At 65.2% G+C, this 22,139-nt stretch carries 18 protein-coding genes and 1 tRNA gene; 12 read left to right on the top strand and 7 right to left on the bottom strand.

Going from position 1 to position 22,139, the window contains the following annotated elements:
• Positions 1-25: 25 nt before the first annotated feature.
• Positions 26-2,098 (bottom strand): [FeFe] hydrogenase, group A, encoded by a 2,073-nt coding sequence (locus BMI88_RS09630; protein WP_078548123.1) that lies wholly within the window; start codon positions 2,096-2,098, stop codon positions 26-28.
• Positions 2,099-2,257: 159 nt separating this feature from the next.
• Here BMI88_RS09630 and BMI88_RS09625 point away from each other — a divergent pair, with 159 nt between their 5' ends.
• From BMI88_RS09625 to BMI88_RS09605, 5 genes are all read left to right on the top strand, one after another.
• Complete coding sequence (locus tag BMI88_RS09625) at positions 2,258-3,106, top strand: hypothetical protein (RefSeq protein WP_078548121.1); 849 nt, start codon at positions 2,258-2,260, stop codon at positions 3,104-3,106.
• A gap of 56 nt (positions 3,107-3,162) precedes the next feature.
• On the top strand, positions 3,163-4,056 hold the full coding sequence (locus BMI88_RS09620; RefSeq protein ID WP_078548119.1) for a lytic transglycosylase domain-containing protein: 894 nt from the start codon (positions 3,163-3,165) through the stop codon (positions 4,054-4,056).
• A gap of 68 nt (positions 4,057-4,124) precedes the next feature.
• Positions 4,125-4,592, top strand: coding sequence for a GNAT family N-acetyltransferase (locus BMI88_RS09615; RefSeq protein WP_078548116.1), 468 nt, complete (start codon positions 4,125-4,127; stop codon positions 4,590-4,592).
• Between the two features lie 42 nt (positions 4,593-4,634).
• Positions 4,635-4,711: transfer RNA gene (locus tag BMI88_RS09610), tRNA-Arg, on the top strand.
• A gap of 147 nt (positions 4,712-4,858) precedes the next feature.
• Positions 4,859-5,332, top strand: coding sequence for a glycine zipper 2TM domain-containing protein (locus BMI88_RS09605; protein WP_078548114.1), 474 nt, complete (start codon positions 4,859-4,861; stop codon positions 5,330-5,332).
• A gap of 48 nt (positions 5,333-5,380) precedes the next feature.
• On the opposite strand, the gene BMI88_RS09600 is transcribed toward BMI88_RS09605, so the two are convergent.
• From BMI88_RS09600 to BMI88_RS09580, 5 genes are all read right to left on the bottom strand, one after another.
• Complete coding sequence (locus BMI88_RS09600; RefSeq protein WP_078548111.1) at positions 5,381-7,219, bottom strand: heavy metal translocating P-type ATPase; 1,839 nt, start codon at positions 7,217-7,219, stop codon at positions 5,381-5,383.
• 132 nt (positions 7,220-7,351) lie between these two features.
• Positions 7,352-8,647 (bottom strand): MFS transporter, encoded by a 1,296-nt coding sequence (locus tag BMI88_RS09595; RefSeq protein ID WP_210402024.1) that lies wholly within the window; start codon positions 8,645-8,647, stop codon positions 7,352-7,354.
• 118 nt (positions 8,648-8,765) lie between these two features.
• Positions 8,766-9,755: a PAS domain S-box protein gene (locus BMI88_RS09590; RefSeq protein ID WP_078548109.1), complete on the bottom strand. Its 990-nt coding sequence runs from the start codon at positions 9,753-9,755 to the stop codon at positions 8,766-8,768.
• A gap of 141 nt (positions 9,756-9,896) precedes the next feature.
• Positions 9,897-10,796: an HAD-IIA family hydrolase gene (locus tag BMI88_RS09585; RefSeq protein WP_246831856.1), complete on the bottom strand. Its 900-nt coding sequence runs from the start codon at positions 10,794-10,796 to the stop codon at positions 9,897-9,899.
• Between the two features lie 121 nt (positions 10,797-10,917).
• Positions 10,918-11,700, bottom strand: coding sequence for a DeoR/GlpR family DNA-binding transcription regulator (locus BMI88_RS09580; RefSeq protein WP_246831855.1), 783 nt, complete (start codon positions 11,698-11,700; stop codon positions 10,918-10,920).
• Between the two features lie 181 nt (positions 11,701-11,881).
• Between BMI88_RS09580 and BMI88_RS09575 the strand changes: the two genes are divergently transcribed.
• Positions 11,882-13,519 (top strand): Na/Pi cotransporter family protein, encoded by a 1,638-nt coding sequence (locus BMI88_RS09575; RefSeq protein WP_078548105.1) that lies wholly within the window; start codon positions 11,882-11,884, stop codon positions 13,517-13,519.
• 27 nt (positions 13,520-13,546) lie between these two features.
• Here BMI88_RS09575 and BMI88_RS09570 read toward each other — a convergent pair whose 3' ends face one another.
• Positions 13,547-14,479: a LysR family transcriptional regulator gene (locus BMI88_RS09570; protein ID WP_078548103.1), complete on the bottom strand. Its 933-nt coding sequence runs from the start codon at positions 14,477-14,479 to the stop codon at positions 13,547-13,549.
• 135 nt (positions 14,480-14,614) lie between these two features.
• On the opposite strand from BMI88_RS09570, the gene chvE reads away from it, so the two are divergent.
• The 6 genes from chvE to BMI88_RS09540 all read left to right on the top strand — a co-directional run bounded on the left by chvE (position 14,615) and on the right by BMI88_RS09540 (position 22,132).
• Positions 14,615-15,670: a multiple monosaccharide ABC transporter substrate-binding protein gene (chvE, locus tag BMI88_RS09565; RefSeq protein WP_078541891.1), complete on the top strand. Its 1,056-nt coding sequence runs from the start codon at positions 14,615-14,617 to the stop codon at positions 15,668-15,670.
• An 80-nt stretch (positions 15,671-15,750) separates the two neighbouring features.
• Positions 15,751-17,271, top strand: coding sequence for a multiple monosaccharide ABC transporter ATP-binding protein (gene mmsA / locus BMI88_RS09560; protein WP_078520306.1), 1,521 nt, complete (start codon positions 15,751-15,753; stop codon positions 17,269-17,271).
• A gap of 8 nt (positions 17,272-17,279) precedes the next feature.
• Positions 17,280-18,482, top strand: a complete 1,203-nt coding sequence (gene mmsB / locus BMI88_RS09555; protein WP_078520305.1) for a multiple monosaccharide ABC transporter permease — start codon at positions 17,280-17,282, stop codon at positions 18,480-18,482.
• Between the two features lies 1 nt (position 18,483).
• Positions 18,484-19,470 (top strand): AraD1 family protein, encoded by a 987-nt coding sequence (gene araD1, locus BMI88_RS09550; RefSeq protein WP_078548101.1) that lies wholly within the window; start codon positions 18,484-18,486, stop codon positions 19,468-19,470.
• An 8-nt stretch (positions 19,471-19,478) separates the two neighbouring features.
• Positions 19,479-21,221, top strand: coding sequence for an L-arabinonate dehydratase (araD, locus tag BMI88_RS09545; RefSeq protein WP_078548099.1), 1,743 nt, complete (start codon positions 19,479-19,481; stop codon positions 21,219-21,221).
• Entirely contained in the window at positions 21,221-22,132 is a 912-nt protein-coding gene (locus BMI88_RS09540; RefSeq protein ID WP_078548097.1) for a Gfo/Idh/MocA family oxidoreductase, read from the top strand. The genes araD and BMI88_RS09540 overlap by 1 nt, the downstream gene beginning before the upstream one ends.
• The last annotated feature ends 7 nt before the right edge of the window (positions 22,133-22,139 follow it).

Below are 22,139 nucleotides of genomic sequence, written 5' to 3'. Positions count from 1 at the left end.
CGCGGAAAGCCTGCGCAGGAGAGTGTCAAAGGACGGTGCGTGTGAGGGTCTGGATCACCGTCTGAGAACAGCCGTCAGCTTCCACGGTGCTCAGCTCCAGATCGAAGCGGCTGCGGCTCCCGTCGGGGGCGAGGACCGTGAGATCGTCAATATCCGAGGCGCGCTCCATCTGGTGACGCGCATATTTCGCGCCGCGCAGGTTCGGCGGCAGCTTCGCGTTGATGAGCCCCGCGATCTCGTCCGCGCCGGTCAGCACGCCGAAGGGAGAGGCGGTCGACCAGACCCCGTCGGGATGAAACAGCTTTGCGGCCGCCGCACCGTCGCGCCGGTCCACGCAATCCAGAAAGCGCATCAGCAGCGAGCGCTCGGAATGTCTGGCGGCGTAATGGGTGTGGAGCAGGCGATGCGCGGTCGGGGAGTTTGGCGCGCCCAGTTCCGAGGCATAAAGCGCCTGCACATCCGCGTTCTCATAGGAGCGGCGGCGCGGTGCCTTCGCATCGACGCTGTAGATCGCCTTGGCGCGTTTTTGCAGAATATGCGGGTCCATGGATTTCGGCTCGCCGCCGCCGCCGAGACAGCCGCCGACGCAGGCCATGACTTCGATCGCGACATAGTCGTCGCGCCATGCCTCGTCCTCCAGCATGCGCTGGGCCGAGGCGATCCCGTTGCACACGGCCACCGTGCCGACGCCGGGAATGGTCGCGGTTTTCACGCCCTCACGGACGCCGCGAAGCGCCTCCCATTCCAGCGGCAAATCGTGCTCGACCCCTTTGAAATGTGCAGCCGTGCGGACCATCGCCTCCATGACCCCGCCGGAGGCGCCGAATATCTGGGCGGCCCCGGTGCTCTCGCCCAGCGGGCTGTCGAATTGCCCGTCCTCGGAGAGCGCTCCGAACGGAATCCCCCGCGACCGGATCATCCGGGCCAGTTCGCGGGTGGTGAGCACATGATCCACGTCGCCGGAGACGCCGGGGCGCTGCGCCTCGTCCTTCTTGGCGGTGCAGGGCATCACGCTCACGACATAGGGCTCGGCTTTGCCGTCTGCGAAATCGGGCCCCAGAGACCGTGCAAAGCGGCCCCGTTTCGCGATCGCGCCATGCATCTGCTGGGGAGATTTGGTCGTGCTCAGATGCGGCAGAAGATCGGGGCGGTTCAGCTCGACCCAATTCACCCAGCCCGGACAGCAGGAGGTGAACAGCGGCAGCTCCGTCCCCGCCTCGAGCCGCGACAGCAGTTCGGTGCCTTCCTCCATGATCGTCAGATCGGCGGCGAAATTGGTGTCGAATACGTAATCGAACCCCAGAAGCCGCAGCGCGTTGATCAAGCGCCCCGTGCTGACGGTGCCAGACTCCAGCCCGAATTCCTCGCTGATGGCGATGCGGGTCGCCGGGGCCACCTGAACCACAGAGACGCGCCGATGAGCGTCGAGCGTCTGCAGCACCGCGTGCCAATGCGGAGCCTCGATCAGCGCGCCGACAGGGCAGACATGCGTGCACTGTCCGCAGGAGATGCAATTGGTCTGCGACAGCGGCACGTCGAAGACGGTGACAGGGCGGCGGTCAAAGCCGCGATTGGCGAACCCGATGACATTCTGGTTCTGCACGCTGTCGCCGCAGACCTCCGCACACAACCCGCATTCGATACATTTCGACAGGTCGCGCCAGATGCTGGGGGAGGTGTGATCGGTCGCGAGCTCTTCCGAGGCGGCAGGCGCCCCGGCGGGCATCTTCGGCCAACGCTCCTCCCACTGGTTCTCATGGACGAGACGCTGCAGTTGGCACGCCCCGTTCACCTCGCAGCGCATGCAGTCATTGGGGTGACGCGCGAGTAGCCATTGCGCATCGGCTTTCCGAAAGGCCGCCAGCGCCTCGGTGTCCGTCGCAACGACATCGCCCTCCTTCGCAAGGGTGCGGCAGGCCGGTTGCGGATTATGGCTGCCCTCGATCTCCACGAGGCACATGCGGCACACGGCATGGGCGGGCAAGCCGGGGTAATAGCACAGGGTCGGGACATGGATGCCAGCCTGCTTCGCCGCCTCCAGCAAGCTGGTGCCCTCATCGACTTCGACGTGCCGCCCGTTGATCGTAAGCGTGATCATGCGAAGGAACCTCCCGTCTCTTTAGTATAGCAGAGGCATGGCTCGCCGCAGAAGTCCCGCCTTCGGCCCGCCCGCAATCGCGTCCTTTCCAGCAGTTTCCCAATTTTCGGGTCAGTCGTGCTACACTGAAAGCCGATGGTGCTCGAAAGGACGACGTAAATGGCCCGAGCCACCCGGATATTTCAGCCCGCCTCACACTGGGGTCTCGGCAGCTACTGGCAGGGCGACTGCCCGCCTTGGATCGCGCTCGTCGTGGTGCTGATCGGCGGGCGGTTGGCGGTCGCCGAGCTGTGGCAAGCCTTGTCGTCGCCGCTCTCGATGCCGCTTTTCGCGTTGCTGTTCCTCGCGGATATGGCACTGGCGCTGTGGCAGCTGGTGGGCGCGTGGCGCAGCCTGTCGCACTGGATCGACGCGCAGGCGCGGGGCCACGTGCTGATCGCTGGACGCGTGGCGGTGGTGGCGGTCACAGTGGTGACGGTGGCCCATGCGCTCGATCAGGCCGCGCGGCAGACCACTGCCCTGGCGCCGATCGCCTATGCCGGGCCGCAGCCGCTGGAGGTGCGCAACGGCGTCGCTTATCTGACCGGCGATATCGGCTACGATCTTCTGGCGCGGTTCGAGGCGACCCCGGCGACGGACGTCTCGGCGGTCGATCTCGACAGTGCCGGCGGGCAGGTCTTCGCCGCGCGGGCGTTGGCGCAACGCGTGCTGGCGCGGGGGCTGAGCACGCAGGTGACGAAACGCTGCTATTCCGCCTGCACGCTGATCTTCATGGCGGGCGCGCATCGCGATCTTGGGCCGGAGGGCACGCTGGGCTTTCACGGCTATAGCTTGAAAGCCTATCCGCTGCCGATCGACGTCGCGAAAGAGGAGGCGATCGACCGGGCCTTCCTGCGCGATCGCGGCGTGAGTGCCAGCTTCTCCACGCGCGCCTTCGCGACACCGCATCGCGATATCTGGCGCCCGGACCGCGAAGTGCTCGCCGCCGCCGGTGTGCTGCGCGACTAAGGCTCGGCCTCGACGTCGCTCTGGCGCCATGCCGGAATTCCCGCTAATTTTCAGTGATGAAAACCCTCCTCTCAGCCCTGTTTTTCTGTATCCTCGCGGGGGCGCTGAACGCGCAGCCTGCGCGGGCGATGATCGGGCCTCCGGCGCCCGATCTGCGCTGCACCGAGGACGGGCGCCGATGCATCGGGCTGAAAAACTATTTCGCCGATACCTGCGGGCTTATCGAAAACGCAGCGCAGGAGGCGGGGATCGACCCGGGATATTTCGCACGGCTTCTCTGGCGCGAAAGCCGGTTTGATCCGGCGGCGATCAGCCCGGCGGGGGCGCAGGGGATTGCGCAGTTCATGCCCGGAACCGCGCGGCTGCGCGCGCTTGGAGACCCGTTCAATCCGGCCGAAGCGATCGAAGCCTCGGCGCGCTATCTGGCGGAGATGGCCGCACGCTTCGGCAATCCCGGACTCGCAGCGATCGGCTATAACGGCGGTGAGGACCGTGCGGCGGGGTTCATCGCGAAGACCGGCGGGCTTGCGGGCGAGACCCGCGCCTATGTGCGCGCGATTACCGGCCATTCGGCGGAGGATTGGCGCGACTCCCCACCCGAGGAGGTGGATTTCCGGCTCGATGGGGAGACGCCTTTCCTTGCGGCCTGCACCACATTGGCGAAGGGCAGGGCGATCCGGGAGTTCCGCGATCCGGTCCCTCCCTGGGGCGTGATCGTGGCCGCCGGGCGCACCCAGAGATCGGCTGAGGTCTTCGGGAAACGGGCCGCCGCGCGTCATTCCGGCGCGATTGGTGACGCCAGGCTGCGCTTCGTGCGCGCGGTGATGCCGGGCTTCGGGCGGCGCGCGCAATACACGGCGCAAGTCCCGGCAGGTTCGCGCAAGGAGGCGCTGGCGACCTGCGAGAAAATCCGCGGACAGGGCGGCTTCTGCAAAGTCATTCGCAACTAAGGCGTTTTCGCGCTGGAGGCTCGCGCGCGCCGGGCCTAATCTGCCGCCGACACGGATGAGGACGCCCCATGGAAGACACGATCGAAATCGCGCGCGAAACCCCGCTGGGCGCGGATCTTGCAGAGCTTCATACCCGCCACGCGGCGGCGATGCATGAAGATACGCCGCCCGAGTCGATCCATATGCTGCCGCCAGATGCGCTGGCTGCGCCCGGCATTTCCTTCTTCGTGATGCGGCAGGCGGGGCGCCCGGTGGGCATGGGCGCGCTGAAGCGCATCGCGCCCGATGAGGGCGAGATCAAATCGATGCATATCCTCTCCGAGATGCGCGGGCAGGGGCTCGCGCGGCGGATGCTTGAGCAGCTGATCGCGGCGGCGCGCGACGAAGGGATGGCGCGGCTCTATCTCGAGACCGGATCGCAGGACTCCTTCGCCCCGGCGCGTCAGCTTTATCTGCGCGCGGGCTTCGCCGAATGCGGGCCCTATGTCGGCTACCAGCCCGATCCGAATTCCGTCTTCCTGATGCGCGCGATCTGAACTTGCACCAAGCGCGCCGATCGCGCATTTAGGGGGCCACGCGGTCCCTTAGCTCAACTGGATAGAGCAGCTGACTTCTAATCAGCAGGTTCGGGGTTCGAGTCCTCGAGGGATCGCCAAAATCCTCGCTTCTTGCGACGCGGCCTCCGCCTGCGACTTATTCAACCTCATTGTCCGAAAACAAGGAAACGCGCTCTGAATCGCGGCAAGCTTCTTTTACGCCCGGATGTCACAGACATGCGGCGGAGCTACCATGGAGGTTCAAAATGCGTATTTTTCTTCTTGTTCTCCCTGCGGCGCTGAGCGTTGCCGCCTGCAACCCGACGCCGGGTCCCTATGCGAACGGTCCCTATACCGGTCCGGGCCCCGGCCCGCGCACCACCTACAGCTATGACAGCATCGAATATGGCCGCATCGTTTCGGTGCAGCCGGTCACGATGCGCCGCACCACCGACGGCGACCAGATCGTCGGCGCGGTCACGGGCGGCCTCGTCGGCGCGGTGATCGGCCACCAGTTCGGCTCCGGAACCGGCAAGGACGTGTTGACCGGCGCGGGCGCGATCGCGGGCACAATTATCGGCAGCAACGTCGCCAGCCAAGGCGGCACCTACACGTCCTATGCGTGGACCGTGCGGCTCGACAATGGTGGCTCGATTACGGTCATCCAAATGTCGAACTCGTTCCGCGTCGGCGACAGGGTGAGCGTCGTGCGCAGCGGCAATCAGGTCTATCTGCGATAACACCGGTGGGCACAGGTTCGGGTGAGGGGGCAGGCGTGCTCTGCGCCCTCACTTGGGCCTGATCCGAAGGGCGCGCAGGGCGTTCAGGATCACGGCGACGTCGATCGCCTCCTGCAAGATGGCGCCCTCCACCGGCGTGAGGTAGCCATAGGCGGCCGCGACCATGCCCAGCACGGAGAGGCCGATCCCGGCGGCGACGCTCTCGAAGGCGATCCGCCGCGAGGATGCGGCAATTTCAATGCCTGCGCGCAACTGATCGATCCGGTCGACGAGAAGTACCACATCCGCTGCTTCGGCCGAGGCGGCGGCGCCCCGCGCGCCCATCGCGACACCCACGTCGGCTGCGGCGAGCGCGGGCGCGTCGTTCACGCCGTCGCCCACCATCATGACCGGCCCGTGTTTGCGCTCGGACAGCACGAGGAGGACCTTTTGGTCCGGTGTGAGACCCGCGCGCAGCCCGTCGAGGCCGAGCCCCTCGGTCACGCGTTCAGCCACATCGGTCCGGTCGCCGGTGGCGAGCAGAATCCGTTCGACCCCCTCGTGGCGCAGCCCGTCGAGCATGGCGCCCGCATCTTCGCGCAGCGGATCGGCCATCACCAGATGCCCGGCCATGCGCCCGTCCACGGCGACCGCGACGAGAACCGCCCCGGCGGCCATCGTCGGGTGATCGCCCGGTTTGCGCCCGACACGTGCCGCCACGAAGTCGTCGCCACCCACGATGACCTTGCGCCCATCGACATGGCCCACGACGCCTTCGCCCGCGATTTCCGCCACATCCGACGGGACGGGCAGGGTGAAACCGCGCTCTTTCGCGGCGGTGACGATCGCCTGTGCCACCGGGTGTTTCGAGGCCTGATCGAGGGCTGCGGCGAGGCGCAGGATCTCGTCCTCCTCCATCCCGTCGTGACTGTCGATCGACACGATCTGCGGGCGGCCTTCGGTCAGCGTGCCGGTCTTGTCGAGGACCAGCGTGCCGATGCGCGCCATCGTCTCGAGCGGTCCCGCCCCCTTGATCAGCACGCCGTAATGCGCCGCGCGCGAGAGCCCCGCGACCAGAGCGACCGGCACGGCGAGGATCAGCGGGCAGGGCGTGGCGACCACGAGAACCGCAACGGCCCGGATCGGGTCTCCGGTGAACCACCAGGCCGCGAAGGCGATGACGAGGGTGACCACCAGAAAGCCCAGAGACCAGCGATCCGCGAGGCGGGACATCGGCGCCTTGGAGGCCTGGGCTTCCTCGACCAGCCGGACGATCCCGGCATAGGTGCTGTCCTTCGCAGGCCGCACCGCCAACAGGTCGAACGCCTCGCCAGCATTGGTCGAGCCGCTCATGACGTCGGCCCCATGCGCCAGACGCACCGGCAGAGACTCCCCGGTCAGTGCCGATGTGTCCAGAAAGGCCGTCTCGGAGGCCAATGTCCCGTCCACCGGCACCACGTCGCCCTGATGGATCAGCAGCCGATCCCCGGGTGCGATCTCGTCGAGGGGGATATCCTCCAGCCCGCCATCGCGATGCCGCGTCGCGGTCCGTGGAACACGCGAGAGAAGGTCGTGCATCTCGCGCCGGGCGCGGCCTTCGGCGAAGCTCTCAAGAAAGGTGCCGCCGGAATACATCACCGCGACGACCGCCGCGGCGAGGGTCTCGTCGAAGACAAGCGCGGCGGTCATCGAGAGCGCGGCCACGATATCCAGACCGACTTCGCCGCGTCGGAGGCTGCGAGATATCTCAAAGACAAGCGCGGCGAGGGTGGGCACGACGCCAACGATCCAGCTGGCTTTCGCCAAGGCGTCCGCGCCAGCCGCCCAGAAGGCGAGGCCCACCACCAGCGCCGCTACGGCGAGCGCGAGGAGGGCGAGCTTCAGACGGTCGGTTCCGCGCTGTTCCATCCGGTCTGTGGTCCTTCTGCACGTCTCACGGTCGATGGCGCCTCACATCTCCAAAGCGTGCGCGCCGTCACCGTGATAGCGCATCCCGGTGATCGGTCCAGCCTCCAATTTGGTTTCGCGGGAGTGCTTCGCTCAGCGCAAAGGCGCGCGACTGCGATCCGGAGTGAAGACGAGCGCGACCACAGCGATCAAACCCGCCACGAGCATGTAGAGCGCAGGCGCGGTGACCATACCGGTCGCGGCAATGAGGCTCGTGGCGATCATCGGCGTGAGGCCTCCGAAAATGCCGAGGCCGATATTGAAGGCAACGGAATAGCCCGAAAGCCGATCCCGCTCGGGGAACATCTCCGCGAACAGGGCGGGGCCGGAGCCCAGCGGTACGGCCAACAGCAGGAAGGTCACCGCATGTGCGACGACCACGGGCAGCAATGCGCCGCCCGACACGAGCATCCACTCGTGCAGAGGCCATGCGACCAGCGCCAGCAACCCGATCGCCAGAGCGATCCAGACCCGACGCGGCACCCACCGGTCGCCCACGATCGCCGCCAGCGGCATCGCGGGGATCACGAGGACCGTCATCGCGGTGTTGATCAGCAGCGCCGTGTCCCGCGCCATCAAGCCCTGACCCGACAGCCATTCCGGAAGATAGACGAAGGCGATGTAGTAGCAGGTGCCGTAGCTGGCCGCGAAGGCCACCGCCAGAAGCGTCTCTCTGCGGTTCGTCGTGAAGGCTTCGAGCAGGGGCGATGTGTCGTCGCGCCCCTCCTGGTGCTGCTGGAAATGCTCTGATGTGTGCAGGTTGCGGCGGATCAGGATCGCCACCGTGCCAAGGAGCGCGCCCCCGAGGAAGGGCAGGCGCCACGCCCACTCCGCGAGCGTCTGCGCATCGAAGAGGTTCGTCACGAGCGCTGCTGCCCCGACCCCCAGAAGCGAGCCCGACATGGAGCCGATATTGGCCCAGCTCCCCGTCAGGCCGCGTTTCTTCAGGGGCGCGGTTTCGACGAGATATGTGGCCGAGGACGAGAACTCCCCACCGACCGACAAGCCCTGCAGCAGCCGCACCAGAACCAGAAGCGCCGGCGCCAGAACGCCGACCTGCGCATAGGTCGGCAATATGCCCAGAAACAGCGTCGGCATAGCCATCATCACGACCGATATCTGCATCGTGCGCGCGCGCCCGTAGCGGTCGCCGAACCATCCGAACACCGCCGCGCCAAGCGGACGCATCAGGAAACCGGCCGCGAAAATCCCGTAGGTCGCGATCAGGCCCGCGGTCGGGTCGTTGGACGGAAAGAAGACCGGGGCGATGACGCCTGCAAGATAGCCGTAGAGCGCGAAATCATACCATTCGACCACGTTGCCGATGAAACCGGCCATGATCCGATGCCGAAGCTCTGCCGGTTTGGGGGTGGTTTCGTCCGGTGTCATCGCCGAGCCTCGCAATTTTCCTGCTGCCTCGGGGGTATAAGTAGCCGTTCCTTCGGCCCGGACGCAAATCTTGGACCAACAGCCTCGGACCGCAGGTGCAGCTCCGCGCCCGGCGGTCTCACGGCATCTGCGCTACCATGGTCAGATCGAGATCCAACGCCGCGACCAATCCTTCTGGCGTGAAATCGCGCGAGAAGCTACCGCCTAGCGAGGTGGACACGGTGAGCCGACAAAGCGATGTGCCGAACCCTTTGTTTTCGTCCTTGCCGGATCCCGCTTCGGTGATGCCGGGCTCTTTCCATGCAAGCCTGAAGCGCCCGTCCTCGATCTCCGCGCTAATCTCGACGCCGTGGCCGCTCTGCGACAGGCCCCCATATTTCACCGAATTCGTCGCAAGCTCGAAGAGAACGAGGGTCAGCGGCGTGATCGCAGCAGGGCGCACCTGAATATCCGGAAGCGAGGTCTGGACGCTCGCCCCTTCGCTGAAGGGTTTCAGGATGGTGCTGACGAGATAGGACAGCGGCATGCCATCGGGTTGTTCACCCGAAGGGTCGTTCACGGTCATCGAGTTGAGCGACGCGATCGCGTGAAGGCGGCTGCGCATCTCTCTACTGAGTTGCTCCGCGCTGTCCGCCTGTCGCGCGGCAACGGCAATCAGCGACGCGGCCACCGCGAAGGCGTTGCCGACCCGGTGGCGCATCTCGGACAGGAGCAGTCTCTGCTGCTCTGCCAGTTGGTGCTGCAAGGTGATGTCGCGCGCGATCTTCGACGCGCCGACGACTTGGCCATCGGCGTCGCGCACGGGCGAGACGGTCAGCGACACCGGAACGGGGCTGCCGTCCTTGCGCTGGCGGATCGTCTCGTAATTGGCGATCCGCTCTCCGCGCCGCAGACGGGCGATGAAGTCGACCTCCTCATCCATCCGGTCGTCGGGAAAGATGATCGTGATCGGCTGACCGACGGCTTCTTTGGCAGTGTAGCCGAACAGGTTTTCCGCGCCGCGATTCCAGCTCAGGATGATGCTGTTGAGGTCCTTGGTGACAATCGCATCTTCCGAGCCTTCCACGATCGCAGCCAAGTGCTGTTGGATGCTTTCTGGTGAGTCCATGACAGGTCTGGCCTCCGTGCTCCTCGGGGGACACACATACTAAAAGGTGCATATCAAGTATAGCCCATCGCGGCCGGGTCAGAAGCGCGCGCGATGGTTTTGAAAAATCACATCATTTCGCCGGGGTCAGCGGCGGCGCGCTCACGGTCGTTCCAGAACGAAATCCGGAACGATGCCGCAGGAGGAGATGGCCGCCTGCGCGTCCTCGCCGCCGAAGAAACCGTATCCCGCGATCAGGGCAGAGCGGATTCCGGTCGCCTGTGCGCCGAGAATGTCGGTGTGCAGGCTGTCGCCCACCATCAGCACGCGCTCAGGATCGACCGGACCGAGACGCGCGAAGGCGATGTCGTAGATATTGGTGAAAGGCTTGCCGTAGAACTCCGGCGCCACACCCGTCGCATCGGCGAGCCTATGCGCGAAGTGACCCGGCTCCTGTGAGAACCCGACCTCACGAGGGGCGACGATATCGGGATTGCCGACCCAGACCGGGCGCGGGTTGTCGCGGAGGGACGCTTCGAGCAGGTCTTGTCGCTCTTCGGTCCAGTCCGCCGCGCCGATCAGCAGGAAGCCTTCGGCCGCGTCATAGGCGGTGCGGTCTTCGGCGAGCCATGTGACGTCGAACTGATCCAGCTCGTCATCGCCCGTCGTTTGGCTCGCCATCAGGCCCCAGGCCTGGGCAGGCGCTTCGCGCAGGGCTGCAACGAGAGCGGTGCGACTGGTGACGACATCCTCGGGCGCGAAGTCATAGCCGAGCCGTGCGTATTTCCGCATCAGGCTGTCATGCGGGACGCCCGCCGCGTTCGACACGACCATCACCCGCTTGCCCTGCGCTTGCAGCGCCGCGACGCGCTCGGGCGTGCCTTCGATCGCGGTCTCGCCGATATTGAGCACGCCGAACGCGTCCAGCAGGAAGACGTCGAACAGATCGGCAAGCTCCGAGAGGTCGCGCGCCATCTGGCTTGTCGTGCCCGCGCTGGGGGAGGGCAGTCGATGGCGCGCGCGCTCATAGGCCGCGAGCGCTTCCTGCGCTGTCATTGTCATCAGAGGGTCGTCCTTCGCGCCTGTGCCGATAGGGGCTCACTTATCACCACAGCGACAGCGATCACCAGCACGATCAGGTCTGCGGTGCGCCGGGCATCCCAGGGAACTCTCGTGGGTGGCGTCACTTCGCGAGCAGTACCTCCACGGCGTTCTCGCGCAGCGCCTCTTTCAGATCGGCGGGCGGCGCGCGGTCCACTACGACCGAGGCGAGCGCGCCCAGCGTGGCGGCGCGGGTGAAGCCGTGAATGCCGAATTTCGACCCGAGGATCAGCAGCATTCCGGCCTGCGCCTGCGCGAGCATCACGCGCTTGATAGCGGCGAAGCCCGGAATGGTCTCGGACACGCCCTCGACCGAGAGCGCCGTGGCCCCGATCACTGCCCGGTCGACGTGATGGCGCGACAGGAATTCGAGCGTCTCTTCGCCCACGACCGCCGATTCCGTCGGCAGGTAATTCCCCGGGGCAAGAATCACCTCCGCCCCCTCGCTTCCGCCCAGAAGCATCGCGATGGGCAGCGAATTCGTGATGACGCGGCAGGGCGTGCCTGCCATTGCGAGAAACCGGGCCATCTGCTGCGTGGTCGAGCCGGAATCGATCATCAGCGTCTCGCCGGGCGCGACCTGCGCTGCGGCCATGCGCCCGATCCGCTCGCGTTCCTGAAACTGGTCGCGTTCGCGCTCGTTCAGCGTCGGGTAATGGCCCGGATCGGGGCGCGAGGCCCCGCCATGCGCGCGGTCGATCAGCCCCTTCTCTTCGAGCGCATCGAAGTCGCGCCGGATCGTCTCCGTCGAGACTCCGAACCGTTCGGCCAGTTCCGAGATCCGCAGATGGGGGCGCAGCTTCAACTCGAACAGGATCTGCTCGCGCCGGTCGCGTTTGCGCAGTCGCTGTCCCTCTTGTTTCACGCTCGCATCCATCGCTTTTCCCGAAGGTGAGAATCCTCACCGAACTCTAAAATTGATGTGGCCTATGCCGCATAAATTCAAGAAAAATGTTGCGAACCCCACATTTTGATGCAGTTTAACGAGGTAGAACCGCGTGGTCGTGGAGGGCATCCGAAGCCGAACGCGGGATTTGGGAGAGCTTATGATCTATTTCCTGATCAATCTCGCAGGCGCGGTTGCGCTGCTGCTCTGGGCGGTTCGTTTGATCCGCACCGGGGTCGAGCGCGCCTTCATGGCCTCGCTGCGCCAGTTCCTGCGCCGCACGGCAGGCACGCGGATCAGCGCGATGGCCGCGGGGACGGGGGCGGCGATGCTGCTGCAAAGCTCGACCGCCGTCGCGATCCTGACCGCCGGTTTCGCCGCGAGCGGAACATTGGCCGCCGTGTCGGGCGTGGCGCTGGTGCTGGGCGCCGATCTGGGCTCGTCGATCGTGGCGCAGATCCTGCTCTCGCCGATCCATGTTCTCGTGCCCACGCTTCTCGTGATCGGGGTGACACTGTTTCTCAAATCAAAAGCCCGGCGGCCGCGGCAGGCGGGACGCATCTTCGTGGGGCTGGCGCTGGTGCTGCTCTCGCTGGGTCTGATCGGCGAGGCGACGGCGCCCTTGCGCGACAGCGAACTGGTAGACGCGGTGCTGACCCGGCTGGGCAGCGACCTCGTCTCGGCCTTCGTCCTCGGGGCCTTGCTGACTTGGGCGATGCATTCCTCGATCGCGGCGGTCTTGATGTTCGTGACCTTCGCGGGCCAGGGCCTTTTGCCGGGGACGGGCGCCGCGGCGATGGTGCTGGGCGCGAACCTCGGCGGGGCGATCATCCCGGTGATGCTGACGCTGTCGGCCGATCCGATCCCGCGCCGCATCATGGTCTCGAATTTCGTCCTGCGCGGGGGCGGGGCCGCGCTGGTGCTGATCGGTCTGATGGCCTTCCCGCATGCGCTCGACTTTCTGGGCGCGACGACAGCGCGGCAGGTGATCAACCTGCATCTGGTCTTCAACCTCGGCGTCGCGATCCTGTCGCTGCCGCTGATCCCTGGGGTGTTGCGCCTTGCCGAGGCGGTCGTGGTCGAGCGCAAGGACCAGTCGCCCTCCCGGATCACCGCGCTCGATGAAAAGGGGTTGGGGGACGCGGGTCATGCCCTTGGCAATGCGGCGCGCGAGTTGCTGCGCATGGGCGAGCAGGTCTTGGAGATGCTGCAGCCGGCGCTCGGTCTTTTCGTCCGTTGGGACCCGGAGGTCGCCGCCCGCATCAAGCGCAACGAGAGCGAAGTCGACCGCATGCATTACGAGATCAAGCTTTATGTCGCGCGGCTGAACGAGACGCGGCTGAGCACCGAGCAATCGCGTCGCGCGATGGAGATCGCGATGGTGGCGAACCATCTCGAGGATGCGGGCGATCAGATTTCGACCAATCTCGTCGATCTCGCCCAGCGCATCCACGAACGCGGCCTGACCTTCTCGGAAGAGGGGCTGCGGGAGCTGACCGATTTCCACGACCGCGTCACCTCGAACACGCGTCTGGCCCTGAACGTTTTGATGTCGGGGGAGATCGACGATGCGCGCCAGCTCGTGGAGGAGAAAGACCGCACCCGCGCCGCCGAGGCCGAGTTGCAGGCTGCCCACCTTGCCCGGCTGCGCGCGAATAACAGCGCCTCTATCGAGACCACGAACATCCATCAGGAAACTGTGCGCGCGCTGAAGCAGATCAACACGGACGTGACCTATGTTGCCTATCCGATCCTTGAACAGGCGGGCGATCTGCGGGCGACGCGCCTGACCGGGTGAGCCGCTCGGACTCGTACCTTCCTTGACTCAGTTTCCTTGCCCGGAAAGTCGCAGCAGCTCTTCGCGCAATCTAAGGGCAAGCGGCGAGAGCGGGCGACGGCGCAGGCCGAGCAGGTAATAGGACGACACCCGAAATTCTTGCTGGATGCGCAGGACCGCGAAGCCCGCGTTGACGGGCTCGCGGATCAGAAGCTGGGCGACCTCTTCCGAAACGGCGGCCACGGCGTCGCTTTGCGCGAGATAGGCGATGGTGAACAGCAGCGACGGGCTGTTCACGCAGTCGCGCGGCTCGGACAGGCCAAGCGCTGCGAAGGCCTCGAAGGTCGCCTCGCGGATCGGCGCGCCGCGCTGTTGCAGGATCCATTCGTAATCCCCCAGTTCGGTCATCGTGACGAAGGGCGAGCGGGCCAGCGGGTGATTGGCGCGCACGAGAAAGACGATTTTCTCGTCGCGCATCGGGGTGATGTCGAAAAGCTCGCTGTCGAACTCGGGCAGAACCCGGGCGAGGATGAAATCCATCTCTCCCGCCGCGAGATAGCCCAACAGATCGCGTGACGGCAGAACCTCCACGGAAATGTCGCTCTCGGGCGAGGCGCGTTTGACGGCGCGGATCGCGGGCACGAGATAGCCCACCGCAGGGCCGGTCACCGCGCCGATCCGCACGCGCCCGGCATGGCCGCTGCGCAGCGCCTCGATGTCGGAGCCCATGCTCTCGAGTTCGCGCAGAACGGCCCGGGCGCGGCGCAACACGGCCAGACCGATCTCTGTCGGCTCCATCCCCTTGGGCTGCCGGGTAAACAGCGGCGCATCGACCCGACGCTCCACCTCGGCCAGCATTCGGGACGCGGCCGGCTGCGTCATGGCGCAGCTTTCAGCGGCGAGCTGGAGTTGCCCGGACTCTGCAACCGCCCGGATCAGGCGCAGTTGCGCCGGTTTCAGCATCAGGTGAGAAAGAGGCATATCACTTTCGGTATGCAGATTGCGTTGAATGTAATTTTATCATCATGCTCTCACATTGCTAGTGTTTCTCCCACGCCCGGTATCGGGCTGCGCGAGGAGGACAGACGGGTCGCGCACCGTCATAGGGAGGACACCATGAAAATCAAAACCGCCGCCGCAGTGCTGGCGATCGGCACCGCTATGCTCGGTTCCGGAGCTTGGGCCGAAACCGTAGGCATCTCGATGCCGACCAAATCGTCGGCTCGCTGGATTTCTGACGGCAACTCGATGGTCGAACAGTTCCAGGCCGCAGGCTACGACACTGACCTGCAATATGCGGAAGACGATATTCCGAACCAGCTCGCTCAGGTCGAGAACATGATCACCAAGGGCGTGGACGTTCTGGTGATCGCGGCGATCGACGGCACAACGCTGTCGAACGCTCTGGCCAACGCGAAGGCCGCCGATATCAAGGTCATCGCCTATGACCGCCTGATCCGCGACACGCCGGATGTCGACTATTACGCGACCTTCGACAACTTCAAGGTCGGCGTGGAGCAGGCCAATTCGCTGGTGCAGGGGCTCAAGGAGCGTTTCCCCGACACGAAGCCGTGGAATGTCGAGCTGTTCGGCGGCTCGCCGGACGATAACAACGCCTATTTCTTCTATAACGGCGCGATGTCGGTGCTGCAGCCGCTCATCGACTCGGGCGATGTGGTGATCCCGTCGGGCCAGATGGGCATGGACACGGTCGGCACGCTGCGCTGGGACGGTGCCGTGGCACAGTCGCGCATGGATAACCTTCTGTCGGCCAATTACACCGACAAGCAGGTGCAGGGCGTGCTCTCGCCTTATGACGGGCTGTCCATCGGCATCCTGTCCTCGCTCAAGGGCGTGGGCTACGGCTCGGGCGACATGAAGATGCCGATCGTCACCGGTCAGGACGCTGAAGTTCCGTCGGTGAAATCGATCCTCGCGGGCGAGCAGTACTCGACCATCTTCAAGGACACCCGCGAACTGGCGAAAGTCACCGTCGGCATGGTCAACGCGATGCTCAAGGGCGGCGAGCCCGAGATCAACGATACCGAGACCTATGACAACGGCGTCAAGGTGATCCCGTCCTACCTGCTCCAGCCGGTGCCGGTGGACAAATCGAACTGGGAAAAGGTTCTGATCGGCTCCGGTTACTACACCAAGGATCAGATCGAGTAAGCCGGGCCTCCCCGACTTGCCACGCTGGTCGCCCTTTGGGGCGGCCAGTCCCCCACTCGATTTGACGCCGGAGAGGTCGGATGACCACCCTTCTTGAAATGCGCAACATCACCAAGACCTTTCCTGGTGTGAAAGCGCTCGACGACGTCTCGATCGCGGTCCGTGACGGTGAAATCCACGCGATCTGCGGCGAGAACGGCGCGGGAAAATCGACCCTGATGAAAGTGCTCTCAGGCGTCTATCCCGCAGGCAGCTACGAGGGCGAGATCGTCTATGACGGCGCCGCTGCCGAATTTCGCGACATTCGCGACAGCGAAGATCGTGGCATCATCATCATTCACCAGGAACTGGCGCTCGTGCCGCTGCTGTCGATTGCCGAGAACATCTATCTGGGCAACGAACGCGCCCAGAGCGGCGTGATCAACTGGCAGGAAACCTTCCAGCAGACCGAAGGCCTGCTGAAGAAGGTCGGGCTGCGCGAGGCGCCCGGCACGCTGGTCGACAGCCTCGGCGTGGGCAAGCAGCAGCTTGTCGAGATCGCGAAGGCGCTGTCGAAGAACGTGCGCCTCTTGATCCTCGACGAGCCGACCGCGGCGCTGTCGGAATCCGACAGTCAGGCTCTGCTGGATCTGCTGCTGGAGCTGAAGGCGCAGGGCGTCACCTCGATCATCATCAGCCACAAGCTGAACGAAGTGAAGCGCGTGGCCGACAGCGTGACCGTGATCCGCGACGGCGCCACGATCTCCACCATCGACGCGCGCGGCGGTGACCTCACCGAAGACCGCATCGTGCGCGACATGGTGGGTCGCGACATGGCGCATCGCTTCCCCGACCGGACCCGTCGCGCGGGCGAGGTGCTGTTTGAGCTGAAGAACTGGAACGTGCGCCACCCCGAACATCGCGACCGCCAGATGATCCGTGACCTGTCGATGCATGTCCGCGCCGGCGAGGTGGTCGGCATCGCGGGGCTGATGGGCTCGGGCCGCACGGAACTTGCCATGAGCGTCTTCGGACGCAGCTACGGGCGCGATATCTCGGGCGAGGTGCTGATCCACGGCAAGCCCGCCGATGTCTCCACCGTTGACCGCGCCATCGCGGCGGGGCTCGCCTATGTCACTGAGGACCGCAAGAGCCTCGGGCTGATCCTCGAAGAGACCATCCAGCGCAACACCAGCCTCGCCAATCTCGGCGCGGTGGCGAAGAACGGCGTGGTCGAGGATTTTCGCGAAACCGAAGTGGCCGAGAAATACCGCCGCGATCTCAATATCCGCACGCCCTCGGTGTTCCAGAAGGTGATGAACCTCTCGGGCGGCAACCAGCAGAAGGTCGTGCTCGCGAAATGGCTCTTTACCGAGCCGGAGGTGCTGATCCTCGACGAGCCGACGCGCGGCATCGATGTCGGCGCGAAATACGAAATCTACGGGATCATCAATGAACTGAGCGCGGCCGGGAAGGCCGTCATCATGATCTCTTCGGAGATGCCGGAACTTCTGGGCATGTCCGACCGGATCTACGTGATGAACGAGGGCAGCTTCGTGGGCGAGTTGAACGCCGACGAGGCGAGCCAGGAGCGCATCATGTCCTTGATCGTTAGGGAATAGGGAAAGTCATGGACCAGATCGAACAAGCGAATTCCGAGCCTTCGGGAGGCCTTGGGATCGGCGCCTATATCGCGCGCCACATCCGCGAATACGGACTGCTGTTTGCGTTGATCGCGATCATGCTGTTCTTCCAGATCGTGACGGGCGGCACGTTGCTCAAGCCGGTCAACATCACCAACCTGTTCCTGCAGAACAGCTACATCATCATCATGGCGCTGGGCATGTTGCTGGTGATCGTGGGGGGCAATATCGACCTCTCGGTCGGCTCGGTCATGGGCTTTATCGGGGCCTTTGCAGCAGTTCTGATCGTATCGATGGACCTGCCGGTCGCGGTGGCGATCCCGGCGTGCCTCGTGATGGGCATGGCGATCGGCGCGGTGCAGGGCTATTTCGTGGCCTATTGGAAAATTCCGTCCTTCATCGTGACGCTGGCGGGGATGCTGGTGTTCCGCGGGCTGTCGCTCTGGCTACTCGAAGGCCAATCCATCGGCCCGTTCCCGAAGTCGTTCCAGGCGCTCTCGACCGGGTTCATCGCGGATCCGTTCGGCGTGGGACGTCCGAACATGCTGGCGCTGGCGGTCGGTGTCGCGGCTGTGGTGCTCTTGGTGTGGCTGGGCCTGCGGGCTAGGTCGCGCGATGCGCGCTACGGGATCGAGGGCGAACCCCTTGGCCTCTTCGTGCTGCGCAATGCGATCGTCGCCGTGGCGCTTCTCTTCGTGACGTGGAAGCTCGCATGGTTCCGTGGCCTGCCGAACGTGCTGCTTTCGATGGTGATCCTGACGATCATCTATGTCTTCGTGACCGAACGCACCACGCTGGGTCGCCGGGTCTATGCGGTGGGCGGTAACTCCAAGGCGGCCAAGCTGTCGGGCATCCGCACCGAGCGGCTGACCTTCCTCACCTTCGTCAATATGGGCCTGCTGGCGGCGCTCGCTGGTCTCGTCTTCGCCGCACGTCTGAATACCGCGACCCCGAAGGCGGGCTTCGCGGTGGAGCTCGACGTGATCGCGGCCGTGTTCATCGGGGGCGCTTCGATGTCGGGCGGTTCCGGCAAGATCATCGGCGCGGTCGTCGGCGCCTTCATCATGGGCGTGATGAACAACGGCATGTCGATCCTCGGGATTGGCATCGATTACCAACAGGTCATCAAGGGGCTCGTGCTGCTCGCCGCCGTCTTCTTCGATGTCTACAACAAGAACAAGGAAGCCTGAGATGTTGCTCTCGCAATTGACCCTTGCCGACGGATCGCGCGCCGTGGCCGTGCGTGAAGACGGCCCCGCGCATCTGGTGCCGGGCGTCACCTCGACCCGCGATCTGGCGCTGGCCGCCATCGCCGCCGGGCACGATCTGGCTGCCGAGATCGCCGCGCGCGGGCAGGGGGACGAGGTGGACCTAGAGGCCGCCTATGCCGAAGGCCGCATGCTGGTGCCGCTCGATCATCCCGATGCTGCGCATCTGCATCTGACGGGGACGGGGCTGACCCATCTGGGCTCCGCCTCCACCCGCGATGCGATGCACACCAAGGTCACCGAGGAGATGACCGACAGCATGAAGATGTTCCGCATGGGGCTGGAGGGCGGCAAGCCCGCCGCTGGTTCCGTGGGTGTGCAGCCCGAGTGGTTCTACAAGGGCAACGGTCTGGCCGCCGTCGCACCGGGCGCGGCACTCACCTCGCCGAGCTTCGCGCTCGATGGTGGCGAGGAACCGGAGGTCGCGGGGCTCTACGTCATCGCGCCCGACGGTCAGCCGGTGCGCGTGGGCTTCGCACTGGGCAACGAGTTCTCTGACCACGTCACCGAGCGCGGCAACTACCTGTGGCTCGCCCATTCCAAGCTGCGCCCGGCGAGCTTCGGCCCCGAGATGCTGGTGGGCGATCTGCCCGAAAGCGTCGAGGGCACCAGCCGCATCCTGCGCGATGGCGAGGCGCTCTGGGAAAAGCCCTTCCTGTCGGGCGAGGCTAACATGTCCCACACGATCGCCAATCTTGAGCATCACCACTTCAAATACGCGCCTTTCTGCGATCCGGGCGATGTGCATGTGCATTTCTTCGGCACTGCGACGCTCAGCTTCGCCGACGGGATCAACGCCGCGCCGGGCGATGTGTTCGAGATCGAATGCCCCGCTTTCGGCTTGCCGCTGCGCAATCCGCTCGCCCGTAATTCCGACGCGTCGGCCCCCGTGGCCGTCGCCAGCCTCTGAGGTCCGATATGGCTTTCACCCCCGCCCCTTGGCCCCGCAAACTGCGCTCGCAGGAATGGTATGGCGGCAATACGCGCGACACGATCTACCACCGCGGCTGGATGAAAAACCAAGGCTATCCGCATGACCTGTTCGACGGGCGCCCGATCATTGGCATCCTCAACACATGGTCGGATCTGACGCCCTGCAACGGCCACCTGCGCGAGTTGGCCGAGAAGGTGAAGGCGGGCATCTGGGAGGCCGGCGGCTTCCCCGTCGAAGTGCCGGTCTTCTCGGCCTCGGAGAACACGTTCCGCCCGACCGCGATGATGTTTCGCAACCTTGCAGCCCTCGCGATCGAAGAGACGATCCGCGGCCAGCCGATGGACGGGGCGGTGCTTCTGGTGGGCTGCGACAAGACCACGCCGTCGCTGATGATGGCAGCGGCGAGCTGTGATATTCCGTCCATCGTCGTGACCGGCGGGCCGATGCTGAACGGCTATTTCCGGGGCGAGCGCGTGGGCTCGGGCACGCATCTGTGGAAATTCTCCGAGGCCGTGAAGGCGGGCGAGATGACGCAGGAGGAATTCCTCGAAGCCGAAGCCTCGATGTCGCGCTCCTCGGGCACCTGCAACACGATGGGCACGGCTTCGACGATGGCGAGCATGGCCGAGGCGCTCGGCATGGCGCTCTCGGGCAATGCCGCGATCCCGGCGGTGGACAGCCGCCGCCGCGTGATGGCGCAGCTTTCGGGACGGCGCATCGTGCAGATGGTGAAGGACGATCTGAAACCCTCCGACATCATGACCAAGCAGGCTTTCGAGAACGCGATCCGCACCAATGGCGCGATCGGAGGCTCGACCAACGCGGTGGTGCATCTTCTGGCGCTGGCGGGCCGCGTCGGCGTGGATGTCACGCTCGATGACTGGGACCGCTGCGGGCGCGATGTGAAGACCATCGTCAACCTGATGCCGTCGGGGAAATACCTGATGGAAGAGTTCTTCTACGCGGGTGGTCTGCCGGTCGTGCTGAAACGTCTGGGCGAGGCGGGGCAGCTCCACAAGGACGCGCTGACCGTGTCGGGCGGGGCGATCTGGGACGAGGTCAAGGACGTCGTGAACTGGAACGAGGACGTGATCCTGCCCGCCGACAAGCCGCTGACCGATCAGGGCGGCATCGCGGTGGTGCGCGGCAATCTCGCGCCGAAAGGGGCGGTTCTGAAGCCGTCCGCCGCCAGCCCCCATCTGCTGACCCACCGTGGGCGCGCCGTCGTCTTCGAGGATATCGACGACTACAAGGCGAAGATCAACGACGACGCGCTCGATATCGACGAGACCTGCGTGATGGTGCTGAAGAATTGCGGTCCCAAGGGCTATCCGGGCATGTCCGAGGTAGGCAACATGGGCTTGCCGCCGAAAGTGCTGAAGAAGGGCATCACCGATATGGTCCGCATCTCGGATGCGCGGATGTCGGGGACGGCTTACGGAACGGTCGTGTTGCACACCTCGCCCGAGGCGGCGGCCGGTGGGCCGCTGGCGGTCGTGCAAAACGGCGACATGATCTCGCTCGACGTGCCGAACCGGAGCCTGACGCTCGAAATCTCGGACGCGGAGCTGGCCGAGCGCCTTGCGAAGTGGCAGCCGAGCCATGAGCGGCCGGAAGGTGGATATGCGTGGCTGCATCAGGCGCATGTGATGGGCGCGGATACCGGGGCCGATCTCGATTTCCTCGTCGGCTGCCGGGGCAACCCGGTCGGAAAGGACAGTCACTGATGAAACTCGCGCTCGTCGGTATCGGCAAGATCGCTCTGGATCAGCACGTGCCCGCAATCGCTGCCAGCCCCGATTGGGAACTGGCCGCGACGGTCTCGCGGCATGGTACGGTCGAAGGGGTGCCCGCCTATACGCAGATCGAGGGGATGCTCTCCGCCCATCCCGAGATCGAGGTGGTGAGCCTCTGCCTGCCGCCCGTTCCGCGCTTTCTGGCTGCGCGCGCCGCGCTTGCAGCCGGGCGGCATGTGATGCTCGAAAAGCCGCCCGGGGCGACCTTGGCCGAGGTGCATACGCTCGAGGCGATGGCCGCCGCTCGCGGTCTGACGCTGTTTGCCACGTGGCATTCGCGCATGGCGCACGCGGTCGCGGCGGCAAAGGCGTGGCTTGCGGATCGCAAGGTGCATTCGGGCCGGATCACATGGCGCGAGGATGTGCGCAAATGGCACCCCGGACAGGAATGGGTGTTCGAACCCGGCGGCATGGGCGTTTTCGATCCGGGCATCAATGCACTTTCGATCCTGACGGAAATCCTGCCCGCGCCGATCCACCTGACCTCGGCGGAGCTGGAGTTTCCCGCCAACCGACAGGCCCCCATCGCCGCGCGGCTGAACTTTACCGGCGCGATCGAGGCGGATTTCGACTGGCGACAGGAAGGCCCCCAGACCTGGGATATCGCGCTGGAAACCGATGCCGGGTCGATGGCGTTGCGCCTTGGTGGCAACGTCCTTGAGATCGGCGGCGCGAAAGCCGAGGGTGCCGAGAGCATCATGGAAGAATACCCCGCACTCTATGCCCGCATGGCAGAGCTGGTGCGGCAGGGCGCATCCGATGTGGATCTCGCGCCGATGGTGCATGTGGCCGACGCGTTCCTGCTGGGCCACCGCACCGCTGTTGAAGACTTCGAATTCTGAAGGATAC

Origin of the sequence: Thioclava sp. F36-6, assembly GCF_002020305.1 — a bacterium.
GTDB classification, from domain to species: domain Bacteria; phylum Pseudomonadota; class Alphaproteobacteria; order Rhodobacterales; family Rhodobacteraceae; genus Thioclava; species Thioclava sediminum.
The sequence above is the reverse complement of the archived record's forward strand: the minus strand, read 5'-3'. Positions and strand labels throughout refer to the sequence as shown.